Source organism: Streptomyces sp. NPDC058534, from assembly GCF_042717365.1.
Classification (GTDB): domain Bacteria; phylum Actinomycetota; class Actinomycetes; order Streptomycetales; family Streptomycetaceae; genus Streptomyces.
On record NZ_JBHXNW010000007.1, the window covers coordinates 117,880 to 132,958 of the forward strand.

Consider the following 15,079-nt stretch of genomic DNA (forward strand, 5'->3'; position numbering starts at 1 on the left):
TCGCCCGGGTGCACTTGCCGGATAACCACCTCATGTACTCGCGGGCAACCCCGGCCGCGGTGTGCGGGGTTCACCCGGGCTAGGGCCCCGCCCGCCGGGGGGGCGGGCCCCTTCGCGGTGTCGTGGGGGAGGACTCCCAGAGGCCGGGAGTTTTCTTAGAGGCTAGAGGTAGGGGCCGCCCGAGCGGCCGCCCGGCTGCGGGGGCTCCTCGCCTTCCGGGGCGACACCCGGCGGCAGGGCGCGGCGCATCTGCTCCAGCTGGGCCCGCGCGGCCATCTGCTGGGCGAACAGCGTGGTCTGGATGCCGTGGAACAGGCCCTCCAGCCAGCCGACCAGCTGCGCCTGCGCGATCCGCAGTTCGGCGTCGGTCGGGGTCACGTCGTCCGTGAAGGGCAGGGAGAGCCGCTCCAGCTCCTCGACCAGCTCCGGGGCCAGTCCGTCCTCCAGCTCCTTCACCGAGCTGGAGTGGATCTCCTTGAGCCGGGCCCGGCTCGCCTCGTCCAGGGGCGCGACGCGCACCTCCTCCAGCAGCTGCTTGATCATGCTGCCGATCCGCATGACCTTGGCAGGCTGTTCCACCTGCTCGGTCACCGGAATCTCGCGGGAGTCGTCGTCCCCGCCGCCGCCGCTGAGCGCCATTCCGTCCTGGCCGACGACCAGGATCTGGGGGTTCTCCGGCGACCTGTCGTTCCTCGGCATCTCCATGCCGCCATTGTCTCGCAACGGTGCACCGCGGCCGGGCGGTGCCCCCGTTCAAAGGTGCCGTACCGCGTTCGGCGGCGTCCGGAATGCCGGACTGGCCACCCGATGTGAGGCTTGTTCCGTCGATTTTCCACGACTGGTTACACCGGGAGGGGGTCACGGACGTGACTCCATGGCTGCGCACACTGCGAGCGACGGGACTGGTGGGGGCACTGGGGTTCGGCGCGCTGGTGTCGCCGTACGGGGCGGGGGCAGCGCACGGCGCCGGGTTCGCGGCGGTGGGGGCCGTCCTGACCCCGTCCCCCTCGGGGCCGGGGCACGGTGTGGTGCCGGGGGCGGCCGCCGTCGGCCCGGACGGCCCCGGGGACCAGGACCGGCGGGGCGACCGCGAACGTCCCGGGCAGTCCGGCGGTCACGAGCGCCCCGGCGGACCGGAGCGCCCGGAGCGCCCGGAGCGCCCTGAGGCCGGGCCCGCCGCGCCCTCCGCCGGGCAGTCCCGGCCGGGTGGCGGCACGGAACACGGTTCCGCCACGCCCTCCACCTCTGCCTCGCCCTCGACATCCGGTGCCTCAACGGGTTCGGCGGCCCCCGCCGCCTCCGCGGCCGAGCCGTCCCGGGCGGGGAGCGTGCCGGGCGAGGGAAGGCAGCGGCCCGGCCGTGCCGGGGAGTGGAAGCCGGAGAAGGACCGCGCCGACGAGGACGCCGGCCGCTGGGCGCGGGGCGAGCGCGACGGCCCGGCCGAGGACCCGGCCACCGCCGAGCCGTCCGGGGAGGCCGCCCTGGTGCCCTCCGCCTCCCCGTCCGGGGCCCAGCCCGGGACGGGCACGCGTACCGCCGCCACCGAACCCGTGCTGCGGGTGCTCCCCCTGGGCAGCGGCATGGTCCTCATCGGCCTCGGCCTGGCCCTGGCCTTCGTGGGCCTGCGCCTGCGCCGGGGGTAGGCCGGCGCCATGCCGCAACGCGGCTCGCCCGCCAGGCCTGGCCCCTCCCGTGCCGCCAGGCCCTGCCCGGCGGATCATGCCGCGGACGCGGGTCCGGCGCGCCCACCGGGGTCTGCGGCATGATCCGGCGCCGACGAGGCGACGTGGCTTTCCGGCGACCTGATCCGCCGGAGGCCCTAGGCGCCGGTGACCAGCAGCACCTTGCCGATGTGGCCGCTCTCCTCCACCACCCGGTGGCCGTCGGCGGCGTCGCTCAGCGGGAGTTCGCGGTCGACGACCGGGCGTACGCGAGCATTACTGCCCCCGGCGAACAGCGGCCAGACGTGCTCGCGTACGGCGGCCACGATGGCCGCCTTCTCCTCCGGCGGGCGGGCCCGCAGCGAGGTCGCGCTCACGGCGGCGCGCTTGGCGAGGAGCGTGCCGATGTCCAGCTCGCCCTTGCGGCCGCCCTGCATGCCGATGATCGCGAGCCGGCCGTTCACCGCGAGGGCCCGGACGTTGCGGTCCAGGTACTTGGCACCCATGTTGTCGAGGATCACGTCGGCGCCCGCGCCGCCCGTCGCGTCCTTCAGCTCGGCGACGAAGTCCTGCTCCCGGTAGTTGACCAGGATGTCGGCGCCCAGCTCGGCGCAGCGCTCCAGCTTCTCCGGGGTCCCCGCCGTCACGGCGATCCGCGCGCCGACGGCCTTGGCGAGCTGGATCGCCATGGTGCCGATGCCGCTGGAGCCGCCGTGCACGAGAAGGGTCTCGCCGGGGCGCAGGTGGGCGACCATGAAGACGTTCGACCAGACGGTGCAGACCACCTCGGGCAGCGCCGCCGCCTCCTTGAGGCCGACGCCCTCCGGCACCGGCAGCAGCTGGCCGGACGGAACGACGACCTTCTCCGCGTAGCCGCCCCCCGCGAGCAGCGCGCACACCTCGTCGCCGACGGCCCAGCCGGACACGCCGGGCCCGAGCGCGGCGATCCGCCCGGAGCACTCCAGGCCGGGGTAGGGGGAGGCGCCGGGCGGGGGGTCGTAGAACCCCTGGCGCTGCATGATGTCGGCGCGGTTGACGGCGCTGGCCGCCACCTCGACCAGGACCTCGCCGTCGCCGGGCACCGGGTCGGGGACCTCGGTCCAGACCAGAGCCTCGGGGCCGCCGGGTTCGGAAATCGTGATCGCATGCATGGAGGCGACGCTACTCCTGCGACCCCCGTGCCTCGGTCCCCGTGCCTCGGTCCCCGTACCTCGGTCCCCGTGCCTCGGTCCCCGGACCGAGCGTCCTGCGACTTTGGGACCGTCCCTCCGGAAATCCCTTCGCACGACCGATGAGTTTGCGCGACGGTAAAGGTCTCCCCATGCGTAGCCCAAGAAGGCGGAAGGACCACCAGCATGAGCACGCACACGTCCGACCCCGCGATCGAGACCGCGGGACTGGTGAAGACGTTCGGTGAGACCCGGGCCGTGGACGGGGTGGACCTCTCGGTGCCCGCCGGCACGGTCTACGGCGTCCTCGGACCGAACGGCGCGGGCAAGACCACCACGGTGAAGATGCTCGCCACCCTGCTGCGGCCGGACGCCGGCCATGCCCGGGTCTTCGGCCGTGACGTCGTACACGAGGCGGACGAGGTACGCAGCCGGGTGAGCCTCACCGGTCAGTACGCCTCCGTGGACGAGGACCTCACCGGCACCGAGAACCTGATCCTGCTGGGCCGGCTCCTCGGTCACGGCAAGGTGGCCGCGCGGGAGCGGGGCGAGCAGCTGCTGGCGGCCTTCGGGCTGACGGACGCGGCGGCGAAGCAGGTCAAGCACTACTCCGGCGGCATGCGGCGGCGCATCGACATCGCCGCGTCCATCCTCAACACCCCCGACCTGCTCTTCCTGGACGAGCCGACCACCGGCCTCGACCCGCGCAGCCGCAACCAGGTGTGGGACATCGTGCGCGCCGTCGTCGCCCAGGGCACCACCGTGCTGCTGACCACGCAGTACCTGGACGAGGCCGACCAGCTGGCGTCCCGGATCGCCGTCATCGACAAGGGCAAGGTGATCGCCGAGGGGACCAAGGGCGAGCTGAAGGCGTCCGTCGGCGCCGGCTCCGTCCATCTGCGGCTACGGGACGCCGAGGAGCGCCCGGAGGCCGAGCGGCTGCTGCGGGACCTGCTGGTCGCCGAGGTGCAGCTGGAGCCCGACCCGGTGGCGCTGAGCGCGCGCCTCGCGGCGGCGGCCAGCGACACCGCCGCCGACCAGGCCGCCAAGGCGCTCGGTGAGCTGGCGCGGGCCGGCATCACCGTCGACAGCTTCTCCCTGGGACAGCCCAGCCTCGACGAGGTCTTCCTGGCGCTGACCGGACACGACACCGGCCAGGGCACGGGCCCCGACGCCGGCTCCGGCACCGACAAGAAGGACGAGGTGGCGGCATGAGCACGGCCACGAGCCCCGAGAGCAAGGAGCTCTCCCCGGTCAGCGCCGAGTCCCTGACGGCGCTGCTGGTGGCCAAGGAGCGCCCGCCACGGCCCAGCGCCCTGTCCACGTCCGTGACGTTCGGCTGGCGCGCGATCCTCAAGATCAAGCACGTGCCGGAGCAGCTCTTCGACGTCACCGCCTTCCCGATCATGAACCTGTTGATGTTCACGTACCTCTTCGGCGGTGCGCTGGCGGGTTCGCCCAGTGACTACATCCAGTTCGTCCTGCCGGGCATCCTCGTGATGTCGGTCGTGATGATCACGATGTACACCGGCGTCTCGGTGAACATCGACATCGAGAAGGGCGTCTTCGACCGCTTCCGCACGCTGCCGATCTGGCGGCCCTCGGCGATGGTCGGCTACCTGCTCGGCGACGCACTGCGCTACACCATCGCGTCCGTCGTGATGCTCGCGGTGGGTCTGCTGCTCGGCTACCGGCCCGACGGCGGGTTCGTCGGCGTGGTCGCCGGCATCGCGCTGCTGCTGGTCTTCTCGTTCGCCTTCTCGTGGATCTGGACGATGTTCGGGCTGATGCTGCGCACCGAGAAGTCGGTGATGAGCGTCAGCATGATGGTGATCTTCCCGCTCACCTTCCTGTCCAACGTCTTCGTCGACCCGAAGACCATGCCGGGCTGGCTCCAGGCCTTCGTCAACAACAGCCCGATCACCCACCTCGCGTCCGCGGTGCGCGGTCTGATGGCGGGTGAGTGGCCCGGCGTCGAGATCGCCTGGACGCTGGGCTGGGCGGGCGCGCTCCTGCTGGTCTTCGGCCCGGTCACGATGCGGCTCTACAACCGCAAGTAGCCGCGTCAGTCGCGGGGCAGCGGGCGGGCGTCGGGCGCCACTTGGGTGGTCGGCGTCGCCCGCACGATCGTGATCAGCCGGTCCGTCAGCTCCAGCCCGCCGACGGCCGCGTCGTCGTACCCCAGGACGCGGTGCCCCCGCAGGACGCTCACCACCAGGTCGTTCACCTCGCGCAGGTTCTTGCCCACCTCGGCCTTTATGACGGGCCGCTCGATGAGGTCGAGCCCGCTGCCCTGGCTGATCAGGTCCTCCATGACCATGCCGGCGGCGGGGCTGAGCACGGAGAGCCCGAGCAGCCGGCCCGCGGCGCTGGCGCTGGTGATCACGGCGTCGGCGCCGGACTGCTTCAGCAGCGGCGCGTTCTCCTCCTCGCGGACCGCGACCACGATCTTCGCGCCCCGGTTGAGCTGCCGGGCCGTCAGCGTCACCAGCACGGCCGTGTCGTCCCGCTGGGTGGCGATGATGATCTGCTTCGCCCGGAACAACTCGGCGCGGTTGAGCACATCGCTGCGCGTCGCGTCGCCTATCACGCCCGCGTAGCCGTGCGCCGTCGCGGCCTCGATGGCCTTCCCGCTCGGGTCGACCACCACCACCTGCTCCTTGCGCAGGCCGGTGGCGCAGACGGTCTGGATCGCCGACCTCCCCTTGGTGCCGAAGCCGACGACGACGGTGTGATCGCGCAAGGTGGACCTCCAGCGGTTCAGGCGCCACTCGTCCCGAGTGCGCTCGGTGAGGGCTTCCAGCGTGGTGCCGACCAGGATGATCAGGAACAGCACGCGCAGGGGCGTGATGATGAAGATGTTGGTCAGCCGGGCGGCGTCGCTGACCGGTGTGATGTCGCCGTACCCGGTGGTGGAGAGGGTGACGGTGGCGTAGTAGAAAGCGTCGAGGAGATCGAGCGAGCCGTCGGAGTTGTCGTTGTAGCCGTCGTGGTCGGCGTAGACGATGAACGCCGTCGCGACCAGCACCACCAGGGCCAGCGACAGCCGTTTGGCGACCTGGCGGATCGGGTGCTCCACCAGTGCCCTGGGGAGTTTCACCCGGTGGGTCACGAGATGCTCGTCCGCCTGGCGGGCGATCGCGTCCTGGCCCGGAAGTTTCACGTGAAACACACTCCGATTCCGGCGGTGGCCCAGGGCAGGTCCAGCAACTCCGCCTCCTGACCCGACCGCGTTCCGCCCGGGGGTACGACGGCCAGCGCGTCGGCGGCCGCGATGCCGCGCAGCATGGCCGGGCCGTTGTAGTGCAGCGGCGCGGCACCGTCGTCGCGCAGTACGACGGGGACGAGCCGGGTGTCGTAGGGGTGCCCGTGCACCGCGTCCCGCAGCGGCAGCGTGTACCGCTCGGGCGCCGGGCGGGCGGCGAGCGTGCGCAGCAGCGGCTCGGCGAGGGTGAGCAGTCCGGAGACGGCGGCAAGGGGGTTGCCGGGCAGCCCGACGAGGTGCTGGTCGTCCTTGAGGCGGGCCAGCAGCATCGGGTGTCCCGGGCGCACCTTGACGCCGTCCACGACGAGGTCGGCGCCGATCCGGCGCAGGATCGGGTGGACGTGGTCGACGGGGCCGGCGGCGGTACCGCCGGTCGTGACGATCAGGTCGGCGTCGGAGGTCGTGACGGCGCGGTGCAGCGCCTTGGCGTCGTCGCCGATGCGGCGGACGGTGCGGACCTCGGCGCCCAGCGCCCGCAGCCAGGGCGGCAGCATCGGGCCGAGCGCGTCCCGGATGAGGCCGTCGTGCGGGAGGCCCCCGGTGAGCAGTTCGTCGCCGAGGACGAGGACGTCGACGCGGGGGCGGGGGACCGCGGTGAGAGTGTCGTACCCGGCGGCCGCCGCGAGGCCCAGCACGGGCGGGGTCGCGAGGGTGCCGACGGGCAGCAACTGGTCGCCGCTGCGGCACTCCTGGCCCCGCGGGCGGATGTCCTGGCCGTGGACGACCTCGCGGGTGGGGTGGAGCCGGTCCCGGTCGTCGGTGCGGCCGTGCTCGGTACGCAGTACGGCGGTGGTGTCCGGGGGGATGCGGGCGCCGGTGGCGATCCGGGCGGCCTCGCCGTCGCTGAGGGGCGCGGCCTCCGCGTGTCCGGCCAGGACCCCCTCGTCGCGCACCGTCCAGGGGCCCGGCCCGGCGACGGCCCAGCCGTCCATCGCGGAGGTGTCGAAGGACGGCAGGTCGGTGAGGGCGGTCAGGGGCGCGGCCAGGGTGAGGCCGAGGGCCGCGTCGAGCGGCACGGAGACCGGCGTGCGGCGGGCGGCCCGGGCGGCGGAGCGGGCGGCGCGCTCGGCGGCGGAGCGGGCCTCGGGCCAGGGGGTCGCGTGGTGGTGGGACTCGGGGGACGCAGGGGACTCGGGGGACTCAGGGGACTCAGGGGACTCAGGGGACACGGGGGACACGGACACGGGGGACACGGGGGGGCCGTTCGAGGCGCCGTGATGGCCGGCGGGCGTGGCGCGGGCGGGCTTCGCCGCATGGCCAGGGTCGCCGTGGGATGGGCCGGGATCGCCGTGCGGGGGGCCGGGACGGCCGTGCGGGTGGCCGGGGTTCTCCTTCACGAGGGCGAGCGCCTCCTCGACGTCGAGGTCTTCCTCGTCGGCCCGTGTGCCGGGGGAGGCCATCAGGCGTCCGGGCGGGCGTCGGTGGCCTCGTCCGCCCAGCGCTGGGCGAGGGCCGCGGCCTTGCGGGCGGCCTCGGCGACCGCCTCGGGACCGCCCCCGGCCCGCCCGGCGACGTAGCCGACGAGGAAGGTGGTCAGCGGGGCCGCGGGCCTGGCCACTCCGTGGGCGGCGTCACGCGCGAGGTCGAGCAGGAGGCCGGTGTCGACGTCGAGGTCGATGCCCAGCTCGTCCTTGGCTGCGGAGATCCATTCATCCAACACGTGACCATGCTCCCTGATGCGTGCCCTTGCGGTGGCGATGTCGTCCCAGGTGTCGCAGTCGAAGGAGGCGACGGCGTCGGGGACCCGGGTGAGCCGGAGGGCGCCGGTGAGGCGGCGCAGGGGCATCCCGGTGAGATCCGTCCCCTCTTCCCGTTCCCTGGCGAGAGCGGCCAGTTCGCGGCGTACGGCGGACGCGCGATAGGCCGCGACCAGGGGCTGGTCGCGGCCGTCGGCGTCGGTGAGCAGCACGCCGTCCGCCTCGCTCGCGGCGAGGGCCGACAGCAGCCGCGCGACCGTCGGTTCCCCGAGGAACGGCAGGTCGGCGGAGAGCACCACGACGTACTCGGCCGTGGTGTGCCGCAGTCCGGCGGCGAGCGCGGCGAGCGGTCCGCCACCGGGCGGGTCCTCGCGGGCCCAGGTCACCGGGCGGGCGGTGGGCCGGGGGCCGGCGACGACGACGGTGGTCCGCGCTCCGGCGCAGGCGGCGAGCACCCGGTCGAGGAGCGCGCGCCCGCCCACGCGCAGGCCGGGTTTGTCGGCACCGCCGAGCCGCCGGGCGGCCCCGCCCGCGAGCACGACGGCGTCGTACCCGGCGGGGCCGGGGCCCGGCGCGGGGTCGGTGCCGGCGCCGGGGTCACCGGGGGGCTCGTACGCGGTCACCTCCCGAGTATGGGGCCCTGCGCGATCACAGGGAACGTGGGGGAGGCCGCGCGATCAGCGCGTGCGCGGCCGCACCCACGTCACAGGGTGCGTAGCAGCACCACCGGCTGTTCCACGCAGTCCGCCACGTACCGCAGGAAACCGCCCGCCGTGCCGCCGTCACACACCCGGTGGTCGAAGGTGAGCGACAGCTGAACGACCTGACGCACCGCCAACTCGCCCTCGTGCACCCACGGCTTGGGAATGATGCGCCCTACGCCGAGCATCGCCGCCTCGGGGTGGTTGATGATCGGCGTGGAACCGTCGACGCCGAACACGCCGTAGTTGTTCAACGTGAAGGTGGAGCCGGTCAGCTCACCGGGCGTCAGCCGGCCCGCGCGGGCCGCCTCGGTCAGCCGGGCGAACTCCGCGGTGAGCCCCTCGGCGTCCCGCGCGTGCGCGTCCCGGACGACCGGCACGACCAGCCCCCGGTCCGTCTGGGCGGCGAAGCCGAGGTGGACGTGGTCGAGCTGGACGACCTCCCGGGCCTGGGTGTCGACCGTGGAGTTCAGCTCCGGGAAGCGGGCCAGGGCGGCCGTGCAGATCCGGGCCAGCAGCGCGACGAGGGAGATCTTCGGTCCGCCCGCGGCGTTCATCGCCGTGCGCGCCCGCATCAGCTCGGTCGCGTCGGCGTCCACCCAGCACGTCGCGTCGGGGATCTCGCGCCGGCTGCGGGAGAGCTTGTCGGCGACGGCGCCGCGCACGCCCTTGAGGGGGGTGCGGATGCCGCCGGGGCGCGGCGCGGACGACATGGGCGCCGGGGCGGCCGGTATCTGGCCCGCCACGCCCGCCACGCCCTCCGGGACCGCCGTACGGCCGCCCTGGGCGGTGGCGGCACGCAGCGCGTACTCCACGTCCGCCCGCAGGATCAGCCCGTCGGGGCCCGAGCCGGTCAGCTCGCGCAGGTCCAGGTCGTTCTGCCGGGCCAGCCTGCGGACCAGCGGGGAGATGACCGGGACGGGACCCTCCGGCTCGGCGGTGCGGACGGACCGCCCGTTCGCCGCCGCGCTCCTTTGCGGCTCGGCGGGCTCCGGACGCACCGGACGCACCCTGCGCCGCCGCGCCGGTGCCTCGGAGGTGCCGTACCCGACCAGGACGTTGCCGGAACCCTCCGCCTTGGTCGCCTCGCCCTTGGTCGCCTCGGCCGTGGTCTCCTCGGCGGCGCCGCCCGCGCCCGGGTCCCGCTCCGGCCGGCCGGCGGCGGCTCCCTCGCCCACCGTCACCGTCAGCAGCGGCGCGCCGACGGGCAGCTCCGAGCCCTCCTCGCCGAAGCGGGCGGTGACCACGCCGCCGTAGGGGCAGGGCACCTCGACCATCGCCTTGGCCGTCTCGACCTCGACGACCGGCTGGTCGACGGCGACGACCTCGCCGACCTCGACCAGCCAGCGCACGATCTCCGCCTCGGTGAGCCCCTCACCGAGGTCCGGGAGCTTGAACTCCAGGCTGCGCCTGTCAGAAGCGTGTGCCATCAGCTTTCGGCCTCCCACTGCAGGCGCCCCACGGCGTCCAGGATCCGGTCCACACCGGGCAGGTGGTGGCGCTCCAGCATCGGCGGCGGGTACGGGATGTCGAACCCGGCCACACGCAGCACCGGCGCCTCCAGGTGGTGGAAGCAGCGCTCCGTGACCCGGGCCGCGATCTCCCCGCCCGGGCCCCCGAAGGAACCCGACTCGTGGACGACGACCGCGCGTCCCGTCCGCCGAACCGAAGCGCACACCGTCTCGTCGTCGAACGGCACCAGGGAGCGCAGATCGACGACTTCGAGGTCCCAGCCCTCGGCCCGGGCCGCCTCGGCCGCCTCCATGCAGACGGCCAGCGACGGCCCGTACGTGATGAGTGTGGCGCTCCGGCCGGAACGCCGCACCACCGCGCGGCCTGTCGGTTCAACGGGCGTGGGCTCCTCGGGGTTCCAGGTGTCCTTCGACCAGTACAGGCGCTTGGGTTCGAGGAAGACCACCGGGTCGTCGGAGGCGATGGACCGGCGCAGCAGTCCGTAGGCGTCGGCGACGGTCGCGGGCGTGACGACATGGAGCCCCGGAGTCGCCATGTAGTACGCCTCCGACGAGTCGCTGTGGTGCTCGACGCCGCCGATGCCGCCGCCGTAGGGGACGCGGATGGTCAGCGGCAGGGGCATCTTCCCGCGCGTGCGGTTGCGCATCTTGGTGACGTGGCTGACGACCTGCTCGAACGCCGGGTAGGCGAAGGCGTCGAACTGCATCTCCACGACCGGGCGCAGCCCGTACATCGCCATGCCGACTGCCGTGCCGAGGATGCCGGCCTCGGCGAGCGGGGTGTCCGTGCAGCGGTCCTCGCCGAACTCCTCGGTGAGCCCGTCGGTGACGCGGAAGACGCCGCCGAGGGCGCCCACGTCCTCGCCCAGGACGTGCACGGTCGGGTCGGCGGTCATGGCGTCGCGCAGCGCGCGGGTGAGGGCCTGCGCCATGGTGGCCGGCTTGGCGGCGACGGTGGTCATCGGTGCGTCCCTTCCGGCCCGGTCCCGGTCTCCGGCTCGTTTCCGGCCTCCGCCTCGGCCGCGGCCTCCAGCTCCGCGCGCAGCAGCGCCCGCTGCTCGCGCAGTTGCGGGGTGGGCTCGGCGTAGACGTGGGCGAACAGGTCCATCGGGTCCAGCTCCGGATCCTGGTTCATGCGGGCGCGCAGGTCCGCGGCCATGGCCTCGGCGTCCTCGCGGGCCGCCCGGACGGCGTCCTCGTCGAGCAGGCCGCGGTCGGTCAGCTCCCGCTCCAGCAGCTCGATCGGGTCGTGCCGGCGCCAGGTCTCGACCTCGGCGTCGCCCCGGTAGCGCGTGGCGTCGTCGGCGTTGGTGTGCGCCTCGACGCGGTACGTCACCGCCTCCACCAGCGTGGGACCGCCGCCCGCGCGCGCCTGGCGCACGGCGTCGGAGAGGACCTCGTGCACGGCGGCCGCGTCGTTGCCGTCGACCAGGCGGCCCGGCATCCCGTAGCCGACGGCCTTGTGGGCCAGCGACGGGGCGGCGGTCTGCTTGGCGAGCGGGACGGAGATCGCGAAGCCGTTGTTCTGCACCAGGAAGACGACCGGCGCCTGCCAGACGGCGGCGAAGTTCAGCGCCTCGTGGAAGTCGCCCTCGCTGGTGCCGCCGTCGCCGACCATGGCGAGCGCGACCACGTCGTCGCCCTTGAGCCGGGCGGCGTGCGCGAGGCCCACGGCGTGCGGCAGCTGGGTGGCCAGCGGCGTCGACAGGGGGGCGACCCGGTGCTCGTAGGGGTCGTAACCGGTGTGCCAGTCGCCGCGCAGCAGGGTGAGGGCCTCGACGGGGTCGACGCCCCGGGCGACGACGGCGAGCGTGTCCCGGTAGCTGGGGAAGAGCCAGTCCCGCTCCTGGAGGGCCAGCGCGGCGGCGATCTCGCACGCCTCCTGGCCGGTGCTGGAGGGGTAGACGGCCAGTCGGCCCTGCTTGGTCAGCGCCGTCGCCTGCGTGTTGTAGCGCCGGCCGTGGACCAGCCGGGCGTAGAGCGTGCGCAGCAGCGCGGGGTCGGCGTGCTCCGCTGCCTTCGTGCCGAGGACGCGGTACGGCTCGGCGTCGGGCAGCAGCGGCGCGGGGTCGGTACGGGGCTGCCAGGCGGGCGGCGGTGTGGGCCGGTACGCGCCCCGCTGCTCCATGACCGTCATGACGGCACCTCCTCGTGGGAGCGGCTGTCGGCTCGCCACGGGTGTGACGGCCCTCACCTACCGATTGTTCGGTCGTCGGCACATTTTGGCTACAGGCGGCCCCAGGCTGTGGACAAACGGTTCTCCACAGCCTGAGATGGACGCAGGACGTCCATGACAGGGAGGCGGGGGCAGGTGGCATCTGAACAAATGGCCGAGCGCCCGGAGGACGGCGGCCCCGAGGAGCCCGTTCCCCCGCCGCCTCCGCGCCCGCTGGACGCCATCGATCAGGACATCCTGCGCATGCTCCAGGCGGACGGCCGCGCCTCGATACGGTCGGTCGCCGAGCGGGTGCACGTCTCGCGCGCGAACGCCTACGCCCGCATCAACCGGCTCGTCGAGGACGGCGTCATCCGCGGCTTCGGAGCCCGCGTCGACCACGAACGCGCGGGGCACGGCACCTCGGCGTACATCACCCTGAAGATCGTCCAGAACTCCTGGCGCACGGTGCGGGCGCAGCTGCGGCAGCTGCCCGGGGCCTCGCACATCGCCCTGGTCGGCGGTGACTTCGACGTCCTCCTGCTGGTGCACACGCCGGACAACCGGGCGCTGCGCGAGCTGGTGCTCAGCCGCCTCCAGGCCATCCCGGAGGTGCTCAGCACCCGCACCCTGCTGGTGTTCGAGACCGAGGACCTGGAGCCACAGAGCTGACACCCGGCCGCCGGGCGGCCGGCCAGGCGATCAGGACGCCTTGCGCAGCCCGCCGAAGACCAGCCGCGCCACGGCGTCGGCCACCTCGCGCTCGCCCGCGCCGCCCCGGCCGTCGGGACCATCCGGGCGGTACCACTCCACGATCGAGTTGATCATGCCGAAGACCAGGCGGGTCGCGAGCCGCACCTCCACGTCCGCGCGGACGTCCCCCTCGGCCGCCGCGGCCTTCAGCAGGGCGGCGACCCGGTGGTCGAACTCCCGCCGCCGCTCCAGCGCCCACCGCTCGGTGTCCGTGTTGCCGCGTACCCGCAGCAGGAGCGTCACGTAGGGCAGTTCGGCCAGGAGCACCTCGACCATGCGGCGCACGACGTACTCCAGGCGCCCGGCGGCGGGCCCCACGCGTGCGTGCTCCTCGTCGAGGATCCCGAAGAGCTCGTCCAGCGCCCGGCTCACCGCCCGGCGCAGCAGCTCCTCCTTGCCCGTGACGTGGTGGTAGATCGAGGACTTGGAGATCCCGGCCGCCTTGGAGAGGTGCTCCATGGAGGTGCCGTCGTAGCCGCGCTCGATGAAGACCTGCACGGCGACGGAGAGCAGCGTCTCGGGCGTGTACGTGTCGCGCCTGGCGGTGGTCATGAGGGGGTGCCCTCCTGCTTGTCGGAGGCGTACGCGTGGCGGTGCAGCGCGAGGGACGGCGCGTACCGGCCGGTGGGCGCGCACTCGTGCAGGTTGCCGAGGACCGAGCAGGCCCAGTCGCCGCCGAGCCGCCGGCTCCACTCCAGGGGCCCCAGCGGGTAGTTGACGCCGAGGCGCATCGCGGTGTCGACGTCCTCCTCGGTGGCCACGCCCTTGGCGACCGCCTCCACCGCCAGGTCGACGATCCGCGCGACCGTGCGGGCGACGATCATGCCGGGGACGTCGCCGATGACACTGACCTTCTTGCCGAGCGCCTGGAACAGGCCGGTGGCCTCGGCGACCGTGCGCGGGGAGGTGCACTGCGCGGCGGACAGGGCGACACGCGTCGCCGCGCGGTAGTCGAGCGCGAGGTCGAAGTAGACGACGTCCCGGAACTCCACCGAGGTCTGGCCGTCGGCGAGCACGAGCTGGCCGCCGCTGGGCAGGACCAGCCGCGTGCCGTTGTCCTCGGCCTCCTCGCGCACCTCGATGCCCGCCTCGCGGATCAGCGCGAGCACCTCGGCGGCCGGACCCAGGCCGCCCTCGGCGACGACGTACGCGGGACGGTCGGCCGGCTCGGCGGTGTGCGGCTCGGGCCGCTCCGCCCCGTCGCGGTACTCGTACCAGCCCTGCCCGCTCTTGCGGCCGAGCCGGCCGGACTCCACCAGGCGGCGCTGGGCCAGCGACGGCGTGAACCGCACGTCCTGGAAGAACGCCTGCCACACGGAGTGCGTGACGGACTCGTTGACGTCCTGCCCGATGAGGTCGGTCAGCTCGAAGGCGCCCATCCGGAAGCCGCCCGACTCGCGCAGCACGGCGTCGATGGTGGCCGGGTCGGCACCCTGGTCCTCGTACACGGCCAGGGCCTCGGCGTAGAAGGGCCGGGCGATGCGGTTGACGATGAAGCCGGGGGTGTCGGCGCAGGCGACCGGGGTCTTGCCCCAGGCGCGGGCGGTCTCGTACGCGCGCGTGGCCGACGAGACGTCGGTGGCGAAGCCGGAGACGACCTCCACCAGCGGCAGCAGTGGCGCGGGGTTGAAGAAGTGCAGGCCGACGAAGCGGCCGGGGTTGCCGAGCGCGCCGCCGATGGCGGTGACGGACAGGGAGGAGGTGTTGGTGGCGAGCAGGCAGTCGTCGCCGACGACGTCCTCCAGCGCCCGGAACAGCTCCTGCTTGACGTCCAGCCGCTCCACGACGGCCTCGACGACCAGCGCGCAGTCGGCCAGGTCGGAGAGCGCCTCGGCGGGCTGCAGTCGGGCGCGGGCGGCGTCCCGCTCGGGGCCGGTGAGCCGTTCCTTCTCGACGAGCCGGTCGAGCCGGGCGCCGATCGCGTCGGCGGCTTCCCGGGCCCGCCCGGGGGCGGCGTCGTACAGCCGTACGGGATGGCCCGCGACCAGCGCCACCTGGGCGATGCCCTGGCCCATGGTGCCGGTGCCGACGACGGCCACGGGGCTGCTGAGGTCGAGTGCTGTCATGTGCGCGATCCTCCCGCACGGGGTTTTCCACAGATGCGGCGGTCCCCCTTGTCCCGACCGATCGTTCGGTTACTCTAGCCGTGTCCGCCTGTTTCTGCCCAGGTTTCCCCCAGGTCCACGAACCCGCCGGAGAGTAGACG

14 protein-coding genes are annotated in these 15,079 nt (G+C 73.8%); 4 read left to right on the plus strand and 10 right to left on the minus strand.

Annotation, left to right across the window (positions count from 1 at the left end; genetic code table 11):
* Positions 1 to 162 precede the first annotated feature (162 nt).
* The gene (locus ACFWR9_RS06240; RefSeq protein WP_383836283.1) at positions 163 to 705 is read right to left on the minus strand and encodes a bacterial proteasome activator family protein; all 543 of its coding nucleotides are present in this window, start codon (positions 703 to 705) and stop codon (positions 163 to 165) included.
* A 161-nt stretch (positions 706 to 866) separates the two neighbouring features.
* On the opposite strand from ACFWR9_RS06240, the gene ACFWR9_RS06245 reads away from it, so the two are divergent.
* Entirely contained in the window at positions 867 to 1,643 is a 777-nt protein-coding gene (locus tag ACFWR9_RS06245) for a hypothetical protein (protein ID WP_383836286.1), read from the plus strand.
* 176 nt (positions 1,644 to 1,819) lie between these two features.
* Here ACFWR9_RS06245 and ACFWR9_RS06250 read toward each other — a convergent pair whose 3' ends face one another.
* Entirely contained in the window at positions 1,820 to 2,812 is a 993-nt protein-coding gene (locus ACFWR9_RS06250) for an NAD(P)H-quinone oxidoreductase (protein WP_383836289.1), read from the minus strand.
* A 204-nt stretch (positions 2,813 to 3,016) separates the two neighbouring features.
* Between ACFWR9_RS06250 and ACFWR9_RS06255 the strand changes: the two genes are divergently transcribed.
* Together ACFWR9_RS06255 and ACFWR9_RS06260 are read left to right on the plus strand one after the other, a co-directional pair.
* Positions 3,017 to 4,045 (plus strand): ATP-binding cassette domain-containing protein, encoded by a 1,029-nt coding sequence (locus ACFWR9_RS06255; RefSeq protein ID WP_383836292.1) that lies wholly within the window; start codon positions 3,017 to 3,019, stop codon positions 4,043 to 4,045.
* The gene (locus ACFWR9_RS06260; RefSeq protein WP_383836294.1) at positions 4,042 to 4,890 is read left to right on the plus strand and encodes an ABC transporter permease; all 849 of its coding nucleotides are present in this window, start codon (positions 4,042 to 4,044) and stop codon (positions 4,888 to 4,890) included. Before ACFWR9_RS06255 ends, ACFWR9_RS06260 begins: the two co-directional genes overlap by 4 nt.
* A 5-nt stretch (positions 4,891 to 4,895) precedes the next feature.
* Here the strand turns inward: ACFWR9_RS06260 and ACFWR9_RS06265 are convergent, their stop codons facing one another.
* The 6 genes from ACFWR9_RS06265 to pdhA all read right to left on the minus strand — a co-directional run bounded on the left by ACFWR9_RS06265 (position 4,896) and on the right by pdhA (position 12,102).
* Entirely contained in the window at positions 4,896 to 5,993 is a 1,098-nt protein-coding gene (locus tag ACFWR9_RS06265) for a potassium channel family protein (protein WP_383836297.1), read from the minus strand.
* The gene (locus ACFWR9_RS06270) at positions 5,990 to 7,495 is read right to left on the minus strand and encodes a molybdopterin molybdotransferase MoeA (RefSeq protein ID WP_383836300.1); all 1,506 of its coding nucleotides are present in this window, start codon (positions 7,493 to 7,495) and stop codon (positions 5,990 to 5,992) included. Before ACFWR9_RS06270 ends, ACFWR9_RS06265 begins: the two co-directional genes overlap by 4 nt.
* The gene (locus ACFWR9_RS06275) at positions 7,495 to 8,415 is read right to left on the minus strand and encodes an NTP transferase domain-containing protein (RefSeq protein WP_383836303.1); all 921 of its coding nucleotides are present in this window, start codon (positions 8,413 to 8,415) and stop codon (positions 7,495 to 7,497) included. The genes ACFWR9_RS06270 and ACFWR9_RS06275 overlap by 1 nt, the downstream gene beginning before the upstream one ends.
* An 80-nt stretch (positions 8,416 to 8,495) precedes the next feature.
* On the minus strand, positions 8,496 to 9,923 hold the full coding sequence (locus tag ACFWR9_RS06280) for a dihydrolipoamide acetyltransferase family protein (RefSeq protein ID WP_383836306.1): 1,428 nt from the start codon (positions 9,921 to 9,923) through the stop codon (positions 8,496 to 8,498).
* Positions 9,923 to 10,927 carry an alpha-ketoacid dehydrogenase subunit beta gene (locus tag ACFWR9_RS06285; RefSeq protein ID WP_383836309.1) on the minus strand — a complete coding sequence of 335 codons (1,005 nt, stop codon included), beginning with the start codon at positions 10,925 to 10,927 and terminating at the stop codon, positions 9,923 to 9,925. The genes ACFWR9_RS06280 and ACFWR9_RS06285 overlap by 1 nt, the downstream gene beginning before the upstream one ends.
* Positions 10,924 to 12,102, minus strand: coding sequence for a pyruvate dehydrogenase (acetyl-transferring) E1 component subunit alpha (pdhA, locus tag ACFWR9_RS06290; RefSeq protein ID WP_383836312.1), 1,179 nt, complete (start codon positions 12,100 to 12,102; stop codon positions 10,924 to 10,926). Before pdhA ends, ACFWR9_RS06285 begins: the two co-directional genes overlap by 4 nt.
* A gap of 189 nt (positions 12,103 to 12,291) precedes the next feature.
* Between pdhA and ACFWR9_RS06295 the strand changes: the two genes are divergently transcribed.
* Positions 12,292 to 12,792, plus strand: a complete 501-nt coding sequence (locus ACFWR9_RS06295; protein WP_383836444.1) for an Lrp/AsnC family transcriptional regulator — start codon at positions 12,292 to 12,294, stop codon at positions 12,790 to 12,792.
* 30 nt (positions 12,793 to 12,822) lie between these two features.
* Here ACFWR9_RS06295 and ACFWR9_RS06300 read toward each other — a convergent pair whose 3' ends face one another.
* Together ACFWR9_RS06300 and ACFWR9_RS06305 are read right to left on the minus strand one after the other, a co-directional pair.
* Complete coding sequence (locus tag ACFWR9_RS06300) at positions 12,823 to 13,425, minus strand: TetR/AcrR family transcriptional regulator (RefSeq protein ID WP_383836315.1); 603 nt, start codon at positions 13,423 to 13,425, stop codon at positions 12,823 to 12,825.
* Positions 13,422 to 14,939 carry a 3-hydroxyacyl-CoA dehydrogenase gene (locus tag ACFWR9_RS06305; RefSeq protein WP_383836318.1) on the minus strand — a complete coding sequence of 506 codons (1,518 nt, stop codon included), beginning with the start codon at positions 14,937 to 14,939 and terminating at the stop codon, positions 13,422 to 13,424. Before ACFWR9_RS06305 ends, ACFWR9_RS06300 begins: the two co-directional genes overlap by 4 nt.
* Positions 14,940 to 15,079 lie beyond the last annotated feature (140 nt).

Bases quoted from the DNA above. Each gene is read 5' to 3' on its own strand.
- ACFWR9_RS06240 (WP_383836283.1), bottom strand. From the start codon at position 705: ATGGAGATGCCGAGGAACGACAGGTCGCCGGAGAACCCCCAGATCCTG.
- ACFWR9_RS06250 (WP_383836289.1), bottom strand. From the start codon at position 2,812: ATGCATGCGATCACGATTTCCGAACCCGGCGGCCCCGAGGCTCTGGTC.
- ACFWR9_RS06255 (WP_383836292.1), top strand. From the start codon at position 3,017: ATGAGCACGCACACGTCCGACCCCGCGATCGAGACCGCGGGACTGGTG.
- ACFWR9_RS06260 (WP_383836294.1), top strand. From the start codon at position 4,042: ATGAGCACGGCCACGAGCCCCGAGAGCAAGGAGCTCTCCCCGGTCAGC.
- ACFWR9_RS06270 (WP_383836300.1), bottom strand. From the start codon at position 7,495: ATGGCCTCCCCCGGCACACGGGCCGACGAGGAAGACCTCGACGTCGAG.
- ACFWR9_RS06280 (WP_383836306.1), bottom strand. From the start codon at position 9,923: ATGGCACACGCTTCTGACAGGCGCAGCCTGGAGTTCAAGCTCCCGGAC.
- ACFWR9_RS06285 (WP_383836309.1), bottom strand. From the start codon at position 10,927: ATGACCACCGTCGCCGCCAAGCCGGCCACCATGGCGCAGGCCCTCACC.
- pdhA (WP_383836312.1), bottom strand. From the start codon at position 12,102: ATGACGGTCATGGAGCAGCGGGGCGCGTACCGGCCCACACCGCCGCCC.
- ACFWR9_RS06295 (WP_383836444.1), top strand. From the start codon at position 12,292: ATGGCCGAGCGCCCGGAGGACGGCGGCCCCGAGGAGCCCGTTCCCCCG.
- ACFWR9_RS06300 (WP_383836315.1), bottom strand. From the start codon at position 13,425: ATGACCACCGCCAGGCGCGACACGTACACGCCCGAGACGCTGCTCTCC.
- ACFWR9_RS06305 (WP_383836318.1), bottom strand. From the start codon at position 14,939: ATGACAGCACTCGACCTCAGCAGCCCCGTGGCCGTCGTCGGCACCGGC.